Source organism: Robertmurraya beringensis, assembly GCF_042433785.1.
Lineage (GTDB): Bacteria > Bacillota > Bacilli > Bacillales > Cytobacillaceae > Robertmurraya_A > Robertmurraya_A beringensis.
The window spans coordinates 1-16,371 of sequence record NZ_JBHLUU010000103.1; the positions used below are offsets into that span (position 1 = coordinate 1).

General features: G+C 37.7%; 16 protein-coding genes and 2 pseudogenes. 8 read left to right on the forward strand and 10 right to left on the reverse strand.

All coding sequences use genetic code 11. The features are described 5' to 3' along the window. Window positions 1–125: 125 nt before the first annotated feature. Window positions 126–596, reverse strand: a pseudogene (locus ACFFHF_RS14450) (GNAT family N-acetyltransferase); the annotation flags it as partial. A gap of 85 nt (window positions 597–681) precedes the next feature. On the opposite strand from ACFFHF_RS14450, the gene ACFFHF_RS14455 reads away from it, so the two are divergent. After that, window positions 682–924, forward strand: a complete 243-nt coding sequence (locus ACFFHF_RS14455) for a YolD-like family protein (RefSeq protein WP_377058467.1) — start codon at window positions 682–684, stop codon at window positions 922–924. Between the two features lie 155 nt (window positions 925–1,079). On the opposite strand, the gene ACFFHF_RS14460 is transcribed toward ACFFHF_RS14455, so the two are convergent. Next, complete coding sequence (locus ACFFHF_RS14460) at window positions 1,080–1,838, reverse strand: AAA family ATPase (protein ID WP_340902609.1); 759 nt, start codon at window positions 1,836–1,838, stop codon at window positions 1,080–1,082. A 163-nt stretch (window positions 1,839–2,001) separates the two neighbouring features. Here ACFFHF_RS14460 and ACFFHF_RS14465 point away from each other — a divergent pair, with 163 nt between their 5' ends. Further along, window positions 2,002–2,421, forward strand: a complete 420-nt coding sequence (locus ACFFHF_RS14465; RefSeq protein WP_340902608.1) for a hypothetical protein — start codon at window positions 2,002–2,004, stop codon at window positions 2,419–2,421. 212 nt (window positions 2,422–2,633) lie between these two features. On the opposite strand, the gene ACFFHF_RS14470 is transcribed toward ACFFHF_RS14465, so the two are convergent. The 5 genes from ACFFHF_RS14470 to ACFFHF_RS14490 all read right to left on the reverse strand — a co-directional run bounded on the left by ACFFHF_RS14470 (window position 2,634) and on the right by ACFFHF_RS14490 (window position 7,186). Beyond that, window positions 2,634–2,957 carry a hypothetical protein gene (locus tag ACFFHF_RS14470; protein WP_160547378.1) on the reverse strand — a complete coding sequence of 108 codons (324 nt, stop codon included), beginning with the start codon at window positions 2,955–2,957 and terminating at the stop codon, window positions 2,634–2,636. Between the two features lie 178 nt (window positions 2,958–3,135). Continuing rightward, on the reverse strand, window positions 3,136–4,086 hold the full coding sequence (locus ACFFHF_RS14475; protein WP_340902607.1) for a TRM11 family SAM-dependent methyltransferase: 951 nt from the start codon (window positions 4,084–4,086) through the stop codon (window positions 3,136–3,138). A gap of 82 nt (window positions 4,087–4,168) precedes the next feature. Continuing rightward, window positions 4,169–5,101: an exonuclease domain-containing protein gene (locus ACFFHF_RS14480; RefSeq protein ID WP_340902606.1), complete on the reverse strand. Its 933-nt coding sequence runs from the start codon at window positions 5,099–5,101 to the stop codon at window positions 4,169–4,171. Window positions 5,102–5,225: 124 nt separating this feature from the next. Continuing rightward, window positions 5,226–6,236, reverse strand: coding sequence for a glycosyltransferase (locus tag ACFFHF_RS14485; protein ID WP_340902605.1), 1,011 nt, complete (start codon window positions 6,234–6,236; stop codon window positions 5,226–5,228). 14 nt (window positions 6,237–6,250) lie between these two features. Beyond that, window positions 6,251–7,186 (reverse strand): phosphodiester glycosidase family protein, encoded by a 936-nt coding sequence (locus ACFFHF_RS14490; protein WP_160547374.1) that lies wholly within the window; start codon window positions 7,184–7,186, stop codon window positions 6,251–6,253. 241 nt (window positions 7,187–7,427) lie between these two features. Here ACFFHF_RS14490 and ACFFHF_RS14495 point away from each other — a divergent pair, with 241 nt between their 5' ends. From ACFFHF_RS14495 to ACFFHF_RS14505, 3 genes are all read left to right on the forward strand, one after another. Beyond that, window positions 7,428–7,922: a L,D-transpeptidase family protein gene (locus ACFFHF_RS14495; RefSeq protein ID WP_160547391.1), complete on the forward strand. Its 495-nt coding sequence runs from the start codon at window positions 7,428–7,430 to the stop codon at window positions 7,920–7,922. A gap of 558 nt (window positions 7,923–8,480) precedes the next feature. Next, window positions 8,481–9,233 (forward strand): LysM peptidoglycan-binding and 3D domain-containing protein, encoded by a 753-nt coding sequence (locus ACFFHF_RS14500; protein ID WP_377058468.1) that lies wholly within the window; start codon window positions 8,481–8,483, stop codon window positions 9,231–9,233. A 134-nt stretch (window positions 9,234–9,367) separates the two neighbouring features. Further along, the gene (locus ACFFHF_RS14505) at window positions 9,368–9,784 is read left to right on the forward strand and encodes a hypothetical protein (RefSeq protein WP_377058469.1); all 417 of its coding nucleotides are present in this window, start codon (window positions 9,368–9,370) and stop codon (window positions 9,782–9,784) included. 63 nt (window positions 9,785–9,847) lie between these two features. On the opposite strand, the gene ACFFHF_RS14510 is transcribed toward ACFFHF_RS14505, so the two are convergent. After that, window positions 9,848–11,665, reverse strand: a complete 1,818-nt coding sequence (locus ACFFHF_RS14510) for a LysM peptidoglycan-binding domain-containing protein (protein ID WP_340902602.1) — start codon at window positions 11,663–11,665, stop codon at window positions 9,848–9,850. Between the two features lie 287 nt (window positions 11,666–11,952). Between ACFFHF_RS14510 and ACFFHF_RS14515 the strand changes: the two are divergent. Continuing rightward, a pseudogene (locus tag ACFFHF_RS14515) lies at window positions 11,953–12,165 on the forward strand (substrate-binding domain-containing protein); the annotation flags it as partial. 65 nt (window positions 12,166–12,230) lie between these two features. Here ACFFHF_RS14515 and ACFFHF_RS14520 read toward each other — a convergent pair. After that, window positions 12,231–12,926 carry an HAD family hydrolase gene (locus ACFFHF_RS14520; RefSeq protein WP_340902601.1) on the reverse strand — a complete coding sequence of 232 codons (696 nt, stop codon included), beginning with the start codon at window positions 12,924–12,926 and terminating at the stop codon, window positions 12,231–12,233. A 137-nt stretch (window positions 12,927–13,063) separates the two neighbouring features. Between ACFFHF_RS14520 and ACFFHF_RS14525 the strand changes: the two genes are divergently transcribed. Continuing rightward, window positions 13,064–13,636: a YesL family protein gene (locus ACFFHF_RS14525; protein ID WP_377058471.1), complete on the forward strand. Its 573-nt coding sequence runs from the start codon at window positions 13,064–13,066 to the stop codon at window positions 13,634–13,636. Window positions 13,637–13,692: 56 nt separating this feature from the next. On the opposite strand, the gene ACFFHF_RS14530 is transcribed toward ACFFHF_RS14525, so the two are convergent. Continuing rightward, entirely contained in the window at window positions 13,693–14,919 is a 1,227-nt protein-coding gene (locus tag ACFFHF_RS14530; RefSeq protein WP_377058470.1) for an L-lactate MFS transporter, read from the reverse strand. Window positions 14,920–15,223: 304 nt separating this feature from the next. Between ACFFHF_RS14530 and ACFFHF_RS14535 the strand changes: the two genes are divergently transcribed. Next, on the forward strand, window positions 15,224–16,366 hold the full coding sequence (locus ACFFHF_RS14535) for an NADH-dependent flavin oxidoreductase (protein WP_340902597.1): 1,143 nt from the start codon (window positions 15,224–15,226) through the stop codon (window positions 16,364–16,366). Window positions 16,367–16,371 lie beyond the last annotated feature (5 nt).

Genomic DNA, 16,371 nt, shown 5'->3' on the forward strand with positions numbered 1-16,371 from the left:
TAGTGGATTTGGACGGGTTACCACCTGACTTATCCATTATAAAGGACTTTTTCTTTGCACAATATAATAAAGTTGAACATTTTGAGTATTTTTAATAGTGAAATTAAATTAATGCAACACTAGTGACCTTCAATAGTAAAATCAAACTTTTCATAGAGCTGAATGGCTTTCGTATTTATTTCTAATACATGTAAATTTATTTTCTTCACGCCGTTGAAGTCAGCCCAAGTGACAGATTCTTTTAATAAGTTCCTGCCAATTCCATACCCCCAAAAGTCTTTCAACACACAAATACCAAACTCTACCTTGTGTGATAGTCTCTTTAAATTAGAACCTTCACATCTTGAATACCCGATTATACGACCATCCACCACTGCCACTAGAAATATGTTTCTACCACTCTCTGAATCACTTTTTATTAACTGCTCAAAGCCCGCAGCATCTATGAATCCTTCTCCTCTTTCTCTATCCATATATTCAGTTTCACCATCAATTTGTAGCCTTAGTTCCGACAAAGTCTCAGCATCCGTTTCAACCGCTGACCTAATCGTATAATGTAGTCCGTTCACCTGGTATTCTTCTTTATTTAAAATCACAATTTCTTTCACTCCTGAATCTTATTACAACAGATTTCCAATAATTGGTTTATATTTAATATATTCTTAATATGTTATTAACTTCGTGTTAAAAAGTATCTTATATAATGACTCCTGTAAGAAACATTTTAAAGGAGGAGTTACTTTGTTTTTAAAAAAACTATCCGTAAATAAGTTAATTTCGATTGATTATTATTCAAATGGTTCCTTGAAAACGATTAAAGGACGTGTTTACAAGCTCGATCTAATCAAACAGTCCCTGTTGCTTAAAGATGAGACACACCAACCATTTACCATTCAATTATCAGGTATCAGACAAATTTATTAACTTCCACTACGAAATGGTCTTCTAAAGGACTTTATCCAAGTAATCACCATGGCCTTTACTTAGCTCCACCTCTTCTTTAGAAGAAATCCAAAAGTAGTGGAAGGTTAATCCTTCCTCTTCTCCTCCCATCCCACGAAATATGTATCAAATAGGTTTCACTCATTAAACAAATGGTGAAGCAACCGATCCCTATCTTCGAAAAACTGTTTCATAATCGAGTAATGATAGGTTTCTTCCAATTTAACTTCATCCATCCCCTCTTTGGTCAATTGAATGATTTTTGAATGGGGATAGGCCATTAATATAGGTGAATGTGTTGAAATAATAAATTGTGATCCTTCTTTAATAAGATCATTGATTCTTGATAACATGGAGAGTTGTCTTAATGGTGATAAAGCTGCTTCCGGCTCATCAAGGATATATAGACCGTTCCCCCGGAAACGTTCAGTGAATACAGCAAAAAAGGATTCACCATGTGATTGTTCGTGAAGGGACTTACCGCCAAAGGAATCAATAATTCTAGGAGCTGAAGAAGGTTCTTTGTCTAATTCCTCGATGTTGGTAGCCACATTATAGAAGGTTTCCGCGCGAAAGAAAAAATGATCCTTAGCCTTATGAACACCCTTCACAACTCGTATATATTTGTCCAGATTTGAGTGTGAATCATAACTTGAAAAGTTAAAGTTTAACGTCCCGCCCTCTGGATTAAATCCTAAACCAATGGCAATGGCCTCAAGTAATGTCGATTTCCCCATTCCATTTTCACCAATGATATAAGTAACATTGGGATGGAAGATTACATCCTGAAAATTTCGGATGATGGGTAGATTCAAAGGAAACTCATCATATGAAACAATTTGTTCCTTTTTTAAATATGCCTCTCGAATGTATTGGGTATCTTGGTTTAACAACATCGAACCATCCCCTTTCAAAGATTACCCGTTATCCTTATTTTACCATCAAAACTATTATGTGTTTGAAAAAATAGACATTATTATCGAATAAAGACTCTCTTTCTGGGAATTTTATGTTATTAAGTGAAGAATTGTTTCAAATAAATAATAACGGGTGATATAGGTGTCTTTTCGAGGCGATGCTCATAAACTGTACATGAAACTAAACAAAGTTTATAAACATGATAAGCCATTAGGGCAAGTGAGAGAACTGTTAGAGATTGAAGAAATTCGGGCGTTCTATCAAACCATTGAAACAGCAACTTTAAAGTTAATATATTACCGTATGACCAAAGAAAAACAGGGGTCTGGAATCATTCCTATTTTCGTTACCTCCATACCATGGTTCTTTTTTCTTTTCTCAAAACAATTACAGGAATTTCTTTTCAAGGAAGGTAGTTTCCTTTTTCTCCTCTTTGGTATTTTCTACATGGTAACCCTTACGATAAGTGTCATTGTTCATTTTCGAGAAAATGCGTGGGCAGCGGTCCATATTGAGATTATTCAAGATATTGTTGATGAAAGAGGGAAACAGAACACGTAATATCTGCATAAAAAAGGCAGTTCATTTCCTATACTACTGCCTCTTTAGTATTCACATTTTCTTTATTATTCTTGCGTGTAGTGGTAAGAAATAACTGTAGACTAAAAAGAAGATTGGAAGGCTATATAGATGGTTCCAATGAGTGAGCTTCATGTATCCTACCTGAGCTACCGACCATTCAATTATAAATGATAGGAGCGTAAATGTTATCACTAGTTTCCACTTATTATCCTATCCTTACCCAAATAATTCAAGTAAATCACAGCGAGGGATGATGGAACAAAACTATAAGTTAGTAACTCTCCAATTCCAGAATATCTGGGATGACCAAAATCAACTAGATCCAAAAAACCAGCAAAAATATTATCAGCTACCCATGTAGCCAAACCGATTACTCCTATTGTGACATAAATACCCCGCCAGCTCATTTCCTTCTTCGGCATAATAAACACAAATAACAATAAGATAATGGCAAGTGTGATTGGCAACCAAAGACCTTTTGCACCTAAATCCATTGCTTTTACTATCGAATCCATCAAAAATCCCCTTTACATAGCATTTAATAATATGTTTTCCGACATCTTATTTGCCTAATCTCAATGATGCCTAATATACTGCTACTTAACATTCTACCCATCTATAATCTGAAGTAATCGAATGTCTTCCAAATAAAAAGGCTGTCACCTTATTTATGGTAACAACCTTTTCCCTCTTTTATTTTTCCCCGACAATTACCTGTCTTGTAAATGTTCCTTTTCTAACGTTACAGCGATCTACAATACGAAAACCAGCGTTTTCAATAATTGAATCAATCGGTTCAATCGTGACAATCACGATTTTCTCAGCAAACGAATAGGCACTTTGTAGCAATTCAAGCTGTTCTTGTGGGGAGATAACAGAACAAAGATTATAAGGCATATCAATAATCGCCACATCGTAGCTTCCCGTTACCTTTCGAATATCCCTAAATAGAACTTCACAATGGTACCCAAAATGGGCAATATTATCACGTGTTCCAGGAAGGATCAAGGGATTCACATCGCTCCCAACAATATCGATTCCCATCGATAAGGCCTCGACGAGTACAGTACCAATTCCGCAGCATGGATCAATGGCTTTTTTTCCTGCTGGGTGCGGTACGGCAATGTTAGCCACAGCTCTAGCCACACGTGTACTTAGAGCTGTAGAATAACCATGCGGTTTTGATTGATGCTGTAACCAAACCGCTTCACCTTTTTGATAATAACCAAATACCCATTTTCCGTGTACTTCTATAATTCCGAACAAAATGTCAGGATTCTTTAGATCCGGTTCTCCTGGCACATGAAGAGCAACTTCCCTTTCCACTCGTCTTCGTTCTTCAAATCCTACTTTTTCTAATGAAAAAGTCTTCAAAAAAATAACCCGATAAGTTTCCTTTAATGAAGTTAAACTTTTCACCTTTGTAATAATCTCTTCCAATTCACTGCCTTCAAATAGGATATCTATTCGATCCCGAATAAACGGACTTCTGCTTGGATCTATTTTTATATTACTTTCAATTATATAATCGTCAGAGTCTTGTCCAAAAAAAGAACGCATCTCTAAAGCACAGAGCTCCACTTCATCATCTTGACATGAATAATTGTAAAGGTATTTCTGCTTTTTCTCGTTTGTATTATTCATGATCTCATTCCCCTCTAAAAAACTATACAACTCATCAAGTATACACCTTAATGAAGGAGATGTTTATTTATATGAGATTCTCTTAACTCCCCAATAAATCTACAAACTCTTCTTCACCAATTATTTTTATAGCCGTCCCTTTTTCAATTAAAGAATAGGCCTTTTCTTCTTTGGTGCTAATTCCACTAGCCCCCACGATCGTTTTGTCCTGCTTTCCGACGATTAAATAGTGGGTTTTTCCGCTTACCCCACTTTTAATCGTTCCCCCTGCATTAACTACTTTTTGCATCGCATCCTTACGATCCAGCTTCAATTCTCCGGTAAAAACAATATTTTTCCCGAAAAAAGGATGATCTTCATTAAAGGTTTGAACATTGGCAGAAATCTCTGAAATCACCACTTTTGTAAAAGACTTTTTCTTCTTTTGCTGCTTAAAATAGGTTTGTGGTTTTAGCTCAGAAAACTTTTTAATTGGAATACTTCGATAAGTTTTACAATACGATTGAAGAGATTTTTTATTTTTTACTGTTACACAAGTGGTAACTAATTCCGCGCAAGCTCTTGCATCATGTAAGGCGTTGTGATGATTTTCTAAATGAATATCAAAATGATGTAACCTTTCTACTAAAGAATTCCCCACCTTTTCCCTACAAGCCTTCGCACTCAGAGGGATGCTGCAAATAAATTCAAACTCAGGGATTTCAATAGAATATTCCTTCAAACAGCAGTGGAGAACACTCATATCAAATTGAGCATTATGCGCAATAATAGTCGCGCCTTCGAAATAGTGTTTGATATCCTCCCAAATCTCATGGAACTGTCTTTCATTCTTTACATCCTCCACGGTTAATCCATGGATTTTTGTTGTTTCGTCTAGAAATGTTAAGGTTGGAGGTTGGATTAAGAAATATTTCTCATCGACAATTTGATTATCCTTAACAAAGACCATTCCTAGTGAACAAGCGCTACTCATCTTATTGTTAGCAATTTCAAAATCTATTGCAATAAAATCCAACTAAAATAACCTCCTTATGATCCATTTTTACTACCAACAATTTTACAGTGTCAGTAGCATTTCCTCTACTCTAAATGATTTCCTTCTGAAAAATTTAATAGAAAAAAGCCCTCATGAAAGGACTTTAAAAAATAAATTTCTTCTGAACATAATAGCTAACCATAAAAAGAATTCCTTCCGTAAAGCTCTTACTTGTAAAAAGTGAGAGCTTACCGGTGTCATTAAATAAAGAAATCATTAAATAGTTACTAACTAATATGAATCCCGCTAAGCTATAGTACTTGAGGATTGGCTTTCTATGAGATTGTTTCTTTCTATTAAAAACAATATTTTTGTTAATTATATAATTGATAAAGGAACTGATTGCTCTCGCTCCGATAACAGAGAATAACAAATTGTTCGTGAGCCAATGCAACAAGAAGAAACAAATAAAATCAATGACTCCACAAGAAACAGAAGATAAACTAAACTTTAAAATAGGAAGATAAATTCGGATAGAATCAAGGATAGGGCGAAAATGACTTCCTTTATTGTTATTTTCATAGACCGTTTGAATAGGCAGACTGTGAACTTTATAACCAGCTGATTTCGCTTCTAGCAATTGGTTCATCTCATATTCATACCGTTTCCCTTTAATGTCTATCAGCCATGGAAGCATATCGACAGAAAATCCTCTAAGTCCCGTCTGGGTATCGTTTATTTTATATCCAGCAACTAATGAGAAGATGGTTCTAGTTACTTTATTTCCTATTAAACTCTTTAGTGGAACTTCACCTATAAATTCCCTAGCCCCTAATACAATGGTTTGAGGATGATCAGCTAACTCTTTTGCTACACGCTGAATATCTTCCCACCGATGTTGACCATCACAATCGGCACACACGATTCCCTCTTCATTTGGATAGTGTGTGTGAATATGAGTAAAGGCAGTTTTCAAGGCCGCTCCCTTCCCTTGATTTGTCTCGTGGGTTAAAACCATGCACCCTCTTTGTTCCGCCTGTTCAAAAATGCCTTCACCTTCCACCGAACTCCCGTCATCTACAATTAGTATCTGGTAGCTACTGCTCTTTTGAACTTCTTCTATCAACTGAAGCATTTTCTCGTTTGGTTCATAAGCAGGAATGACGATAATCATATAATTCACCTCTCCTACTGGATGTAGATAATATCACTTACGCCACGTTCCTCTCCCGTACCTCGTGGATTATTAACGACTTCTCCCATAAAGTACATGGTTGACGAACCACCACCGTCTAGGTTATAGGCTTCCGTAGCCCCTAAGTCTTCAAACACTTGAGCAAACTCGCCTAAGGTTAACCCCTTTGAATATCCTTCACTTCTGCCATCAACGACGACAAACACATAATGATTTTCAGATATAATACCTACCCCTGTTCTCGGGTTTGAATCCTCAATCGAACGATTTCCAAAATTCTTATCAATACTCACATCTCCAAAATCTTCAATGGCTACTGAATTTTCAACGAGAGCAGGACCAAAAGAGAAGGTTTGTGTAACTCCTTCTGCAATTAATTCCTCTGCAGAAGTTTCTGTCTCTTCATAGATTTTCATGGATCCATCCTCATAAAAGGCCAACCCCGTACGTGCTGGATTGTCTCTAAAAATTTGTCCATTCCGTATCGTTATCCCATCTTCACGAAATCCATAATAATCGCCGTTAATCGCTAAAATAGCGTTATTATTACTTGCAATTTCAGATGTCACTTGAACAATATTATTGCCGAATTGGTTATTGGCAAATCCTGATTTTAAACTACTTGAATCTGTTAACTGGACATCCGCTACGTAGTACACTACCTGATCACTTCCTGAACCCGTCACTACTTTCTCAATTTCAATTGACTTGGTATCACTCGTGTAACTCAAGTCATCTGTTTCGTAGGTCTCATCGACAGTTGTAGTAGTTTCACTTGATGTGGTTGTTGAGTTCGTCGTTTCGGAACTGACTAGTGCATTTTCTACCTCAACATGCTCAATCAAATAGCGGTCAGCTAATAAATATAGAATCAGTGCAACACTAGTAATAACTATTGAAATGGTTACTATTCGTTTTCTTTTTTTCAAGGTGAAGACACCCTCCTTCGTTTCTCCTAAAGCTTTATCTAGACAAATTATAGTCAGCAAATACGGCGTAACTATGTCCAATTAAGGAAGAAATGGAGAAACAAATGGGAATAAAAAAGCCCATTCAGTGTTACTGAATGAGCCCTTTTTCCATTGTCTTATGAAATTAAGAAACCAAATATGAATCACTTTACCCCACTAACATAGAATGTAATAAAAAGTTCCCTAGGAGGTGTTCCCTCTGATTCATACAGTTAAAGCAGGTGAAACCCTTAATCAAATTTCCAAGGATTATCGTACCCCGCTAGCGACCATTCTCCGAGCTAATCCATCCATTAATCCAAACCTCATTTATCCCGGACAATCCATCAATATTCCAGGCGTTCCTTCGCCAGAGAACAGTCCTTATCGAATTGACGTGAGTATAAATAATCGCAAGCTCCGTTTATTTAGAAATGGTACCCTTCAAAAACAATACCCTATTGCGGTAGGAAGAATGTTATTTGAAACACCGGTAGGAAATTATATTATTCTAAATAAGGCACCTAATCCCGGAGGACCGTTCGGGACGATGTGGATGAGCTTATCCAAGCAAAGTTATGGAATTCATGGGACGAATGATCCCAGCTCGATTGGAAAGGCGGTCTCAAAAGGCTGCATTCGCATGTACAATAGAGATGTAGAGGAAATAGCGAGGATTGTCCCTAACGGAACGGCGGTAACCATTCACCCATAATGTTGGGAACAGAGTACCAAAGAATATGAAAAAGGACATTACATACCACCTATAAGGCATGTAATGTCCTTTCTTGTTTTACTAACGCACCCGTTTGTTCAATAAATGTGGGAATCTGCGACGAGCTGATAAATAATCGGAGAAATTTCCCCTATCTTCAAAAAATCTCTATAAAAAGCTCAAATAGACGAAGAAATTCCGACTATCGACTCACAAAACAGGAAAATGGACAATTTTGCTTCCCTTAATCGGAAATTCTCCGCTTATTTACACCCATCCGAGCCATATTCTGCTGTCTAACCGGAGAATCTCCGCTTGTTTTAGTCCTGTTGTTTACCCAATTAAGCATAAGACTTTCTATTTTTTTAAACCATTAAACTTAGCAGTATTGTGCTTAAATTGCCAATTCCTCTAGAACAACTCAACTAATATTAGAAATACTATTGTAATAAAAATGCCATAGCCGTAATCGAATTAACACCTCCCTGTTCTTTTTCTCAGAAAAATATATGTTACGATAATTTTAAATTAGAAACCAAGGAACATGGAGGGTAACAAATGCTTAAAAAAATGATTTCAGGTGTAGCAGTTACTGTACTCTCAGTATCGATAAGTGCAAATGTACAAGCTGCAACGATTACGGTACAGAAAGGAGATACCCTTTGGAATCTTTCACGTGTGAATAATACAACTGTAGAAAATATTAAAACGTTGAATGATCTTACTACTGACCTTATTTACCCTGGGGATGTTCTAACCATTGCTCAACATAAAAATTATACCGTTAAGCAAGGGGACACTTTATGGGATATAGCCTTAGAACATGAAGTAACAGTTTCACAAATTAAAGACTGGAACCAATTACATAGTGATCTAATTCACCCTGGATTAAACCTATTAATCTATGAAGATTTAAAAACTACGAAGGCGGCTATAACTGAAGAATCCGTGATTCCTGAACCACAAGAGTCAAAGGAAAGTACTTCCACAGCAAGCGCTCCATCAACAAACACAGCAGCTTCAAAGGAATTAATTATGGAAGCTACTGCCTATACAGCTTCATGTGAAGGATGTTCCGGTTTTACCGCTACAGGAATTAACCTAAAGGAAAACCCAAATGCAAAAATTATTTCAGTGGATCCTACTATTATTCCACTTGGTAGTAAAGTTTATGTGGAGGGATACGGTGAAGCGATCGCCGGAGATACTGGCGGGGCCATAATAGGAAATAAAATTGATGTCTTTATTCCTTCTCAACAGGATGCAATCAATTTTGGAGTAAAACAATTAAAGGTAACTATATTAAACTAGAAAATCTATAAATAGTATATCTTTTACTATTATTAGTATCATAAAAAGGCGATTGATGTGTACAGTTTGTCCATTTCGGAAAATATCCTCTCTGAATATAAATAAAGCATCAAAAAGTAAAGGGGGATTTCCGTATGGCTAACAAAATCACATCTGGACCATTTTTTGTACCACCATCTATTGATACTACAGCTTCAGGAGCAGTAAGATATTTGTTTGTTGGGTTTAAAAATCTTGCAAACACAACTTCATCTGTTCTATTAACTGTTCATAAATGTAATGATCTACTCCTATACCCACCAAATACTCCTGAAGAGATTGAGTTTTACCGTCAAAGGGTCACCATTCCACCAGGAGATTGTGCAGTTGTTAGAATAGAGGCTGGACCAACTACCTTTAGTGGTAACAATATGCTACGTGTAGCTATTGCAGGTGACACGGATGAAGAGGCAGATGGCATTGTAGTAACCTTGTCAGGAACTACGGTGGATGGACGTCAAGTATTGTCCATGGTATTCAAACATGAAGATTTCGTCGAGCTGGATGATTAATTTATCATCAAAAAATCCTCATCTGGTGTAAAGATGAGGATTTTTTGATTAAAAAGACTCTCACTATCGTAAAAAAGTAAGTGTTGAGCTAATTTCATATAAATGATTTTGGTCTGCCCATAGAATAAAATAATGATAGAAGGTGTCTCCGATTTGAATTGGTTGTGGATATCTGACAATTAGTGCTGCTTGCCCTCCCATTTCAGCGGGTTGATCTTCTGATGGAAAGATATAGCAAGCCTCCTGAGTTTGTATGTTTGTTTGTAGGATAAGTGGTTTGGTACCGTACGGGAGTAATTGGTGGAAGGCTTCATTTTGACAGACCGTGTGGATAGGTTCCTCGGAAGATATGGCAGCGACTTGAAAAAATCCATCAGGGCCTTCATATCTTTCATCACTCTCCTGCTTCCAGTGTGCCGGGTACTGAAATTGGACGTTAAAGCGATCACTTGTAAATGTCTTTTTTAAAGAGGAAATGGGAACAGGTGACCATTGTAAGGAGGTGATTTGTCCTCCCTCTACAATCTTTATCGGAACAGGATGGCGTACATCTAGCACCCACATTTCTCTCCCTATTCCTTCTCCATTACAACCCGAGAGATAAGCTAATTTTGGTGATTCTGGCGACCAAGTAACAGGAGTTGCGAAACAAGACGATATGGCTCTCGTCCGATCATTCTCTCCTTTCCTGCCTGTGGTTCGAATCAATGAGAAATAGCCTACCTCTTCAAAGGCTGTCGCACTATAAGCAATTGTCGAAGAATCTGATGACCATATTGGAAAATAATTTTTTGCGAGCGGGCCTCCCTTCACCTCGAAAATCTGTCCACTTGTAAGTGAGATCGTATAAATAATAGAAATACTCACCCCCGGACTTGTGTATAAGACGTATAAACCATTCGGGGATAAGCGAACATTGTTTAATCTTCCACCCGCGTTTTCAGTCATTTGTTGTTTGTCGGTACCATCCGTAGTTATACGATAAAGCTGACTAACCCCGCTTTCATCAGGAGCTTGATAAAGGAGTTCGTTCCCATTCGGAAACCACTGTACATCCGTCGCATTTACTGCTTCTATTCGTTGAACCTGATGGGTAGACACTCGATATAAGATGATTTGATTATCTTTTACATAAGCAAGCCTCTGACTGTCTGGGGACCAATCTAAAAAGATCCCTTCTCCTTCAGTGAATTGGTCAATCCGAGAGGTGCTCCCATCCCCTGCATCAAGGATGAACAAGACACCATTTCTTCCTACAAAAGCAATCTTGGTACTATCGGGGGACCAAAATGGAGTAGTATATGATTCTCCTAATCCACTAGTGAGCTGCGCATTTTGTCCGTTCCTAAGATGATAAACCCATAGATCGTAGCTACCTCCCCGATTGGAAGTATACGCAATCATACCAAGATCACCAGGTGGAGCATACGGAATTCTTAATCGCATACCCGGGGAAAGATTGTAGTTTGGAAGCTGGTTCACCTGTCGAATCAGCTCATAATTACTTTGTCCCCTTGTAGTGACGTTGTATCTGTTTGCGATTTGAAATAAGGTATCTCCAGGCTGAACGACATAGAAAGGGTTTCCGGGAGGTACTTTCAGTAGTTGCCCCACTTGTATCGTATAAGGTGGCTGAAGCTGATTGGCTTGTATAATCACAGATTGTGGCACGCCAAACGTTTGAGCTATGTTAAATACGGTATCACCTGAATTTACCCGAACTCTATCTACTCCTGGTGGCATAGACAGTTGCTGACCAACATATATCGTATAGGGTGGCAATAGATTATTAGCCGCAGCAAGTGACTCATAAGAAAGCTTCCATCGACTTGCAATTTGAAATAGTGTATCCCCAGGGCGGACCGTGTAAAAAAATTGCATAAACACTCCTCCATTAAACGAATGCTTTATCTGCCTATATGCTATTCATGAATAGCCGTAAAGATTCATCTAATATAGATAGAAGAAGATTGTATAAGGCGAGTTTCGCAAAGATTGTTGTTAAAATCTAAAAACCGATTTTAACGTGGAAATAGCTGTTTTGCGCTTATAAATTTAATTTGCAGGCTCTTTTCTTATTAAATTCATGCTATTTTCTGCTGAAATTTAGCACAATTGTTAAAACTATGTTCCAAAAAGCAACAAAGTTGAAAAGAGCCTTGTATAAAAATATTGTAGGATACGATGACTCGCTCCTAGCAGTAGCAACAGAAGTAAAGCTAACCACCGTCACCCATCCGAAAATGGACATGGGGATTGAGGCAGCAAAATGGATTGTATCCGCAGTCGAAAACAAAGAAGTTCCTCAATCGAAGATTTATGAGCCTGAACTTGTCGTGCGAAGTTCAACCATGGACTTGAAAAAGACTAGTCTGATTTAGATGGTACGAACCCTGCGTGTAATTGGCGCAGGGTTCTTTCTTTATTAGGTTGGGTTGGTGCTCTGTTATAGGTAATCCAAAATGCTTGATAGATTATGGATAACTGCTAAAGGCTTATGGTTGGTTTCAGGCTCTTTTTTTCGATGGTTAAACCAAAGCGAATGCCAGCCCGCTTTCGATGAGCCAACAATATCGTTCTCCCAAGAATCACCTACGTATAGTAATTCATGAGGCAATAAATTTACATGTTTACTCACATGATGAAAGATATCTGGATTAGGCTTAGCCACCCCCACTCCATCAGATACAAAAATAAGATCATTTGGAATATGACTTTTCAGCCCTAAAGAAGAAATTTTACTATGCTGATGCTCGACCGGACCGTTTGTGATCATTCCTACGGTAATACCCTTCTTTTTCAGTTTTCCTAGAAGATCGGGTACCTCCGGAAACATCTTAAGCTGACTCTGATTATACTCGTATTGCTTTTGAAACAATTGAGCCATCTCAGTATTGATCGTTATATCCATCCTTTTTAACGCTAACATAATCCTCTTCGTTCGAAGGTCGACAAGAGACATGTTCCCTGCCACATAGTCCTTCCACAACCAGTCACTTGCCTCTCTAAACTTTATAGATAGTTCATTCATATTTAATTCTGAAACTAGTTCCGGGAGCAGTTCTTCTACCGTTTTTTCAAAAGGGTATTGCGAGTCATGTAAGGTATCGTCCAAATCAAAAAATAGTGCTTTAATCGTCATAATCTTCTCCTCTCGTAATACGTGACAGAAATTCCAGCTTTTTTTATCGGTAAGAATATGCTATTTTTATCATAATCCTAGAAAATAAGAAACTTGGTGAAAAAATGATGAAATACGAAAACAATGCTTTTTTTAGAATGCTAGAAATTGTAACCGCTTTTTTTCAACTTAATATTTTATGGCTTATTTTTTGTCTTCCAGTTATCACTATTTTCCCTGCGACCGTTGCAATGTACTGTGTCACTCGACAATGGATTATCCACAAGGACTATAGTGTCTTTCGTTCGTATATGAAATTTTTCAAAGAAAACTTCAAACAAAGCTTTGTGCTTGGGTTGATTTGGTTAGTGCTCTCCGGTCTATTATTTTTAGACTTTACTTTAATGAATAGCCTCGGGTCTTTACAACCTATCTTCTATTCTATCTTTTTACTGATCGGATTTATATTATTAATAACAACGATTTATATTTTTCCGATGATTGCTCACTACCGAATGAAAACAATCGATCTCGTCAAAAACTCATTTTTCTTTTCTCTAAGATTCTTACCAACCACGTTTTTGTCCTTGATATGTATGGTGGCTACAGGGTTACTCCTTTATTTTTGGCAAATTACTTTTTTATTCATCTATAGTGTTTGTGCTTTTTGTATCAGCTTTCTTTGTCATCGGGTCTTACAAAAAGTTCAAGAACAGGTCAAAGCCTTATGATCTTATAGCAAAAAAACCGAGTACATTTTGGGAAGTACTCGGTTTTTTGCCTTATATTATGCTTCTCTTTCAAGAAGCCTTTCTCCAGGAATGATCTTTGGTACTTCAATCACTCTTGCCAAAATAATTGCCACAATACAGATACAACCCGCTAGTAAAAAAGCAGAGGTAAACGGAAGGGACTTCACAACCATCGGCCCAACAAACGCAGATAACCCGTAGGCTTGATACATAAAGCCGTAGTTACTTCCCATGTTTCGTACACCAAAATAGTCTGCAGTAACAGATGGGAAAAGAGCGAGAAAACCACCGAAGCAAAATCCAATTAAAGAAACAGCCATTAAAAACAGAGCATAGTTCATCATTCCTGTACTCATATAAAACATCATTCCGGCTGTTAAGCCATAAATGGTGATTAATGTAGATTTCCGTCCAAAACGATCGGATAGTTTTCCCCATACAATACGTCCTGCCGCATTAAACAGGGCAATCACCATAACCGCATTTCCTGCTTGTTCAAGTTCTAGATTTGCCATCTCAACTCCGATGTCGACAGCAAAACTAATCACCATTAAACCAGAAACACTACCAAATAAAAACATGAACCATAATAAATAAAACTGTTGAGTTCGAAGCATTTGTTTAGGTGTAAACTGATTGCTCGTATCTACAAATGTTTTTACCTGATTAATAGATGTTTGTTGTTTAGGTTGATACTTTACTACCTGCTCCTCTGTTGGATTTTTGAGCAACTGTGCCCCAGCAATAACAAACAATAAATATATGATTCCTAAATACATAAAAGTTGAAGAAACTCCTGATAATTCAATAAGATATCCAATCAATGGTTTGTAAATCAGACCACCTAGTCCAAATCCTGCGACAGCTACACCACTTATAAATCCTCTTTTATCAGGAAACCACTTTACACATGCGGATAGTGGACAAACGTAGGTCATTCCAATCCCAATTCCTCCGATAACACCATAGAAGAAATAGAGCTGTAATAGGGAAGTTGCTTGACTTGATAGCAGCAATCCAATCCCTAGCAATAAACCTCCAATTGTTGCGACCCACCTCGGTCCAATATGATCTTGCAGTCTACCAGCAAAAATGGTTGCAAATGCAAAAACAGCAATCGTGATCGAAAAAGTAACAACCACATCTTCCCTAGCCCAACCAAACTTATCGATAAGCGGCTGATTAAAAAGACTCCAAGCATACACCGCCCCTAAATTAATTTGAATGAGAACGGCCCCCAACACCACTAACCAACGATTCAAATAAAAAACCTCCTTCAGTTTAGAAAATTGCCCAATAAAAAAGAGACCAGCGGTGATAAAAATTCATCATCGCTGGTCTCTTCTATACTCACATACACTGTGTTTACATAAGCAACCAAACAAAATTAATAATTACAAATGATTTCCCTTCCCCTTGTCTCCAGGACATTAAGAAGAGCTATCATGATTTTTACTAATTATAAATGTCTGTTTATGATCGGTCAAGAAAATAAATAACAGGTAAACATAAAATGTTATTTGTAGGTGAGTATAGTAAAGTACAAAACTTAGGAGGAATTCTTATATGAGTGTAAAAAATGAAGACTTGTTGTCCCCCTTTCGTTTTTCGAATGGAATCACATTAAAAAACCGAATGGTCATGGCACCAATGACCAATTTCTCTTCCAATCCAGACGGCACAGTGACGGATGCTGAAGTTTATTATTACGCGAGACGCTCAGCAGGAGTTAGCATGGTTATTACTGCCTGTACATATGTAACAGCAAATGGGAAGGGATTTCACGGAGAGTTTGGTGGAGATCGCGATGAAATGATTCCTAGTTTACGCCGTATAGCCGAGGCTATACAGCAGCAAGGAGCAAAAGCGATCCTCCAAATCTTTCACGGAGGAAGAATGTGTCCTCCCGAGCTTGTTCCAAACGGTGAAATTGTAAGTGCCAGTGATATTCCCGCTGAAAGAGGCGGTGTCTCCACAGAAGAACCAAATATAAATCCCCGAGCCTTAACAGAAGAAGAAGTTCAAGAAATGATCAAAGCGTTTGGTGAAACTACCCGTCGAGCGATTGAAGCCGGGTTTGATGGGGTTGAGATTCATGGAGCAAACGGTTATTTAATACAGCAATTCTTTTCCCCTCATTCCAATCGAAGAGAAGACCGGTTCGGTGGCAGTTTGGAAAAACGGATGACTTTTCCTCTGGAAGTTGTAAATGAGGTAAAACGTGTTGTCCGAGAAAGTGCACAATCTCCCTTTTTAATAGGATATCGTTTTTCCCCTGAGGAACCTGAAACGCCAGGAATTACAATGGGTGACACCTTGAAATTAATCGACGCCTTAGCTGATAAAGACCTTCATTATCTACATGTATCATTAATGGATTTCTTTTCCACCCCACATAGAGGAGTAGAAGATCTCTCTAAGAGTAGAATTGAGTATTTACTAGAAACCATAAATGATCGTGTTCCTTTGATTGGAGTAGGTTCTATTTACACAGCTGAAGATGCACGTAAAGCGTTTGCGACGGGGGTTCCTCTTCTCGCCTTAGGAAGAGAACTAATCATTGATCCAGACTGGGTTCAAAAAATCTCTGAAAACAGAGAGAATGAGATTGTAACAAAAATAAACAAAGAGAAGCAGAAGGAATTAGTTATTCCTGACCCTCTATGGAATGCCATTATCAATAGCCCTGGTTGGTTTCCAGGTGTGTAATTTAT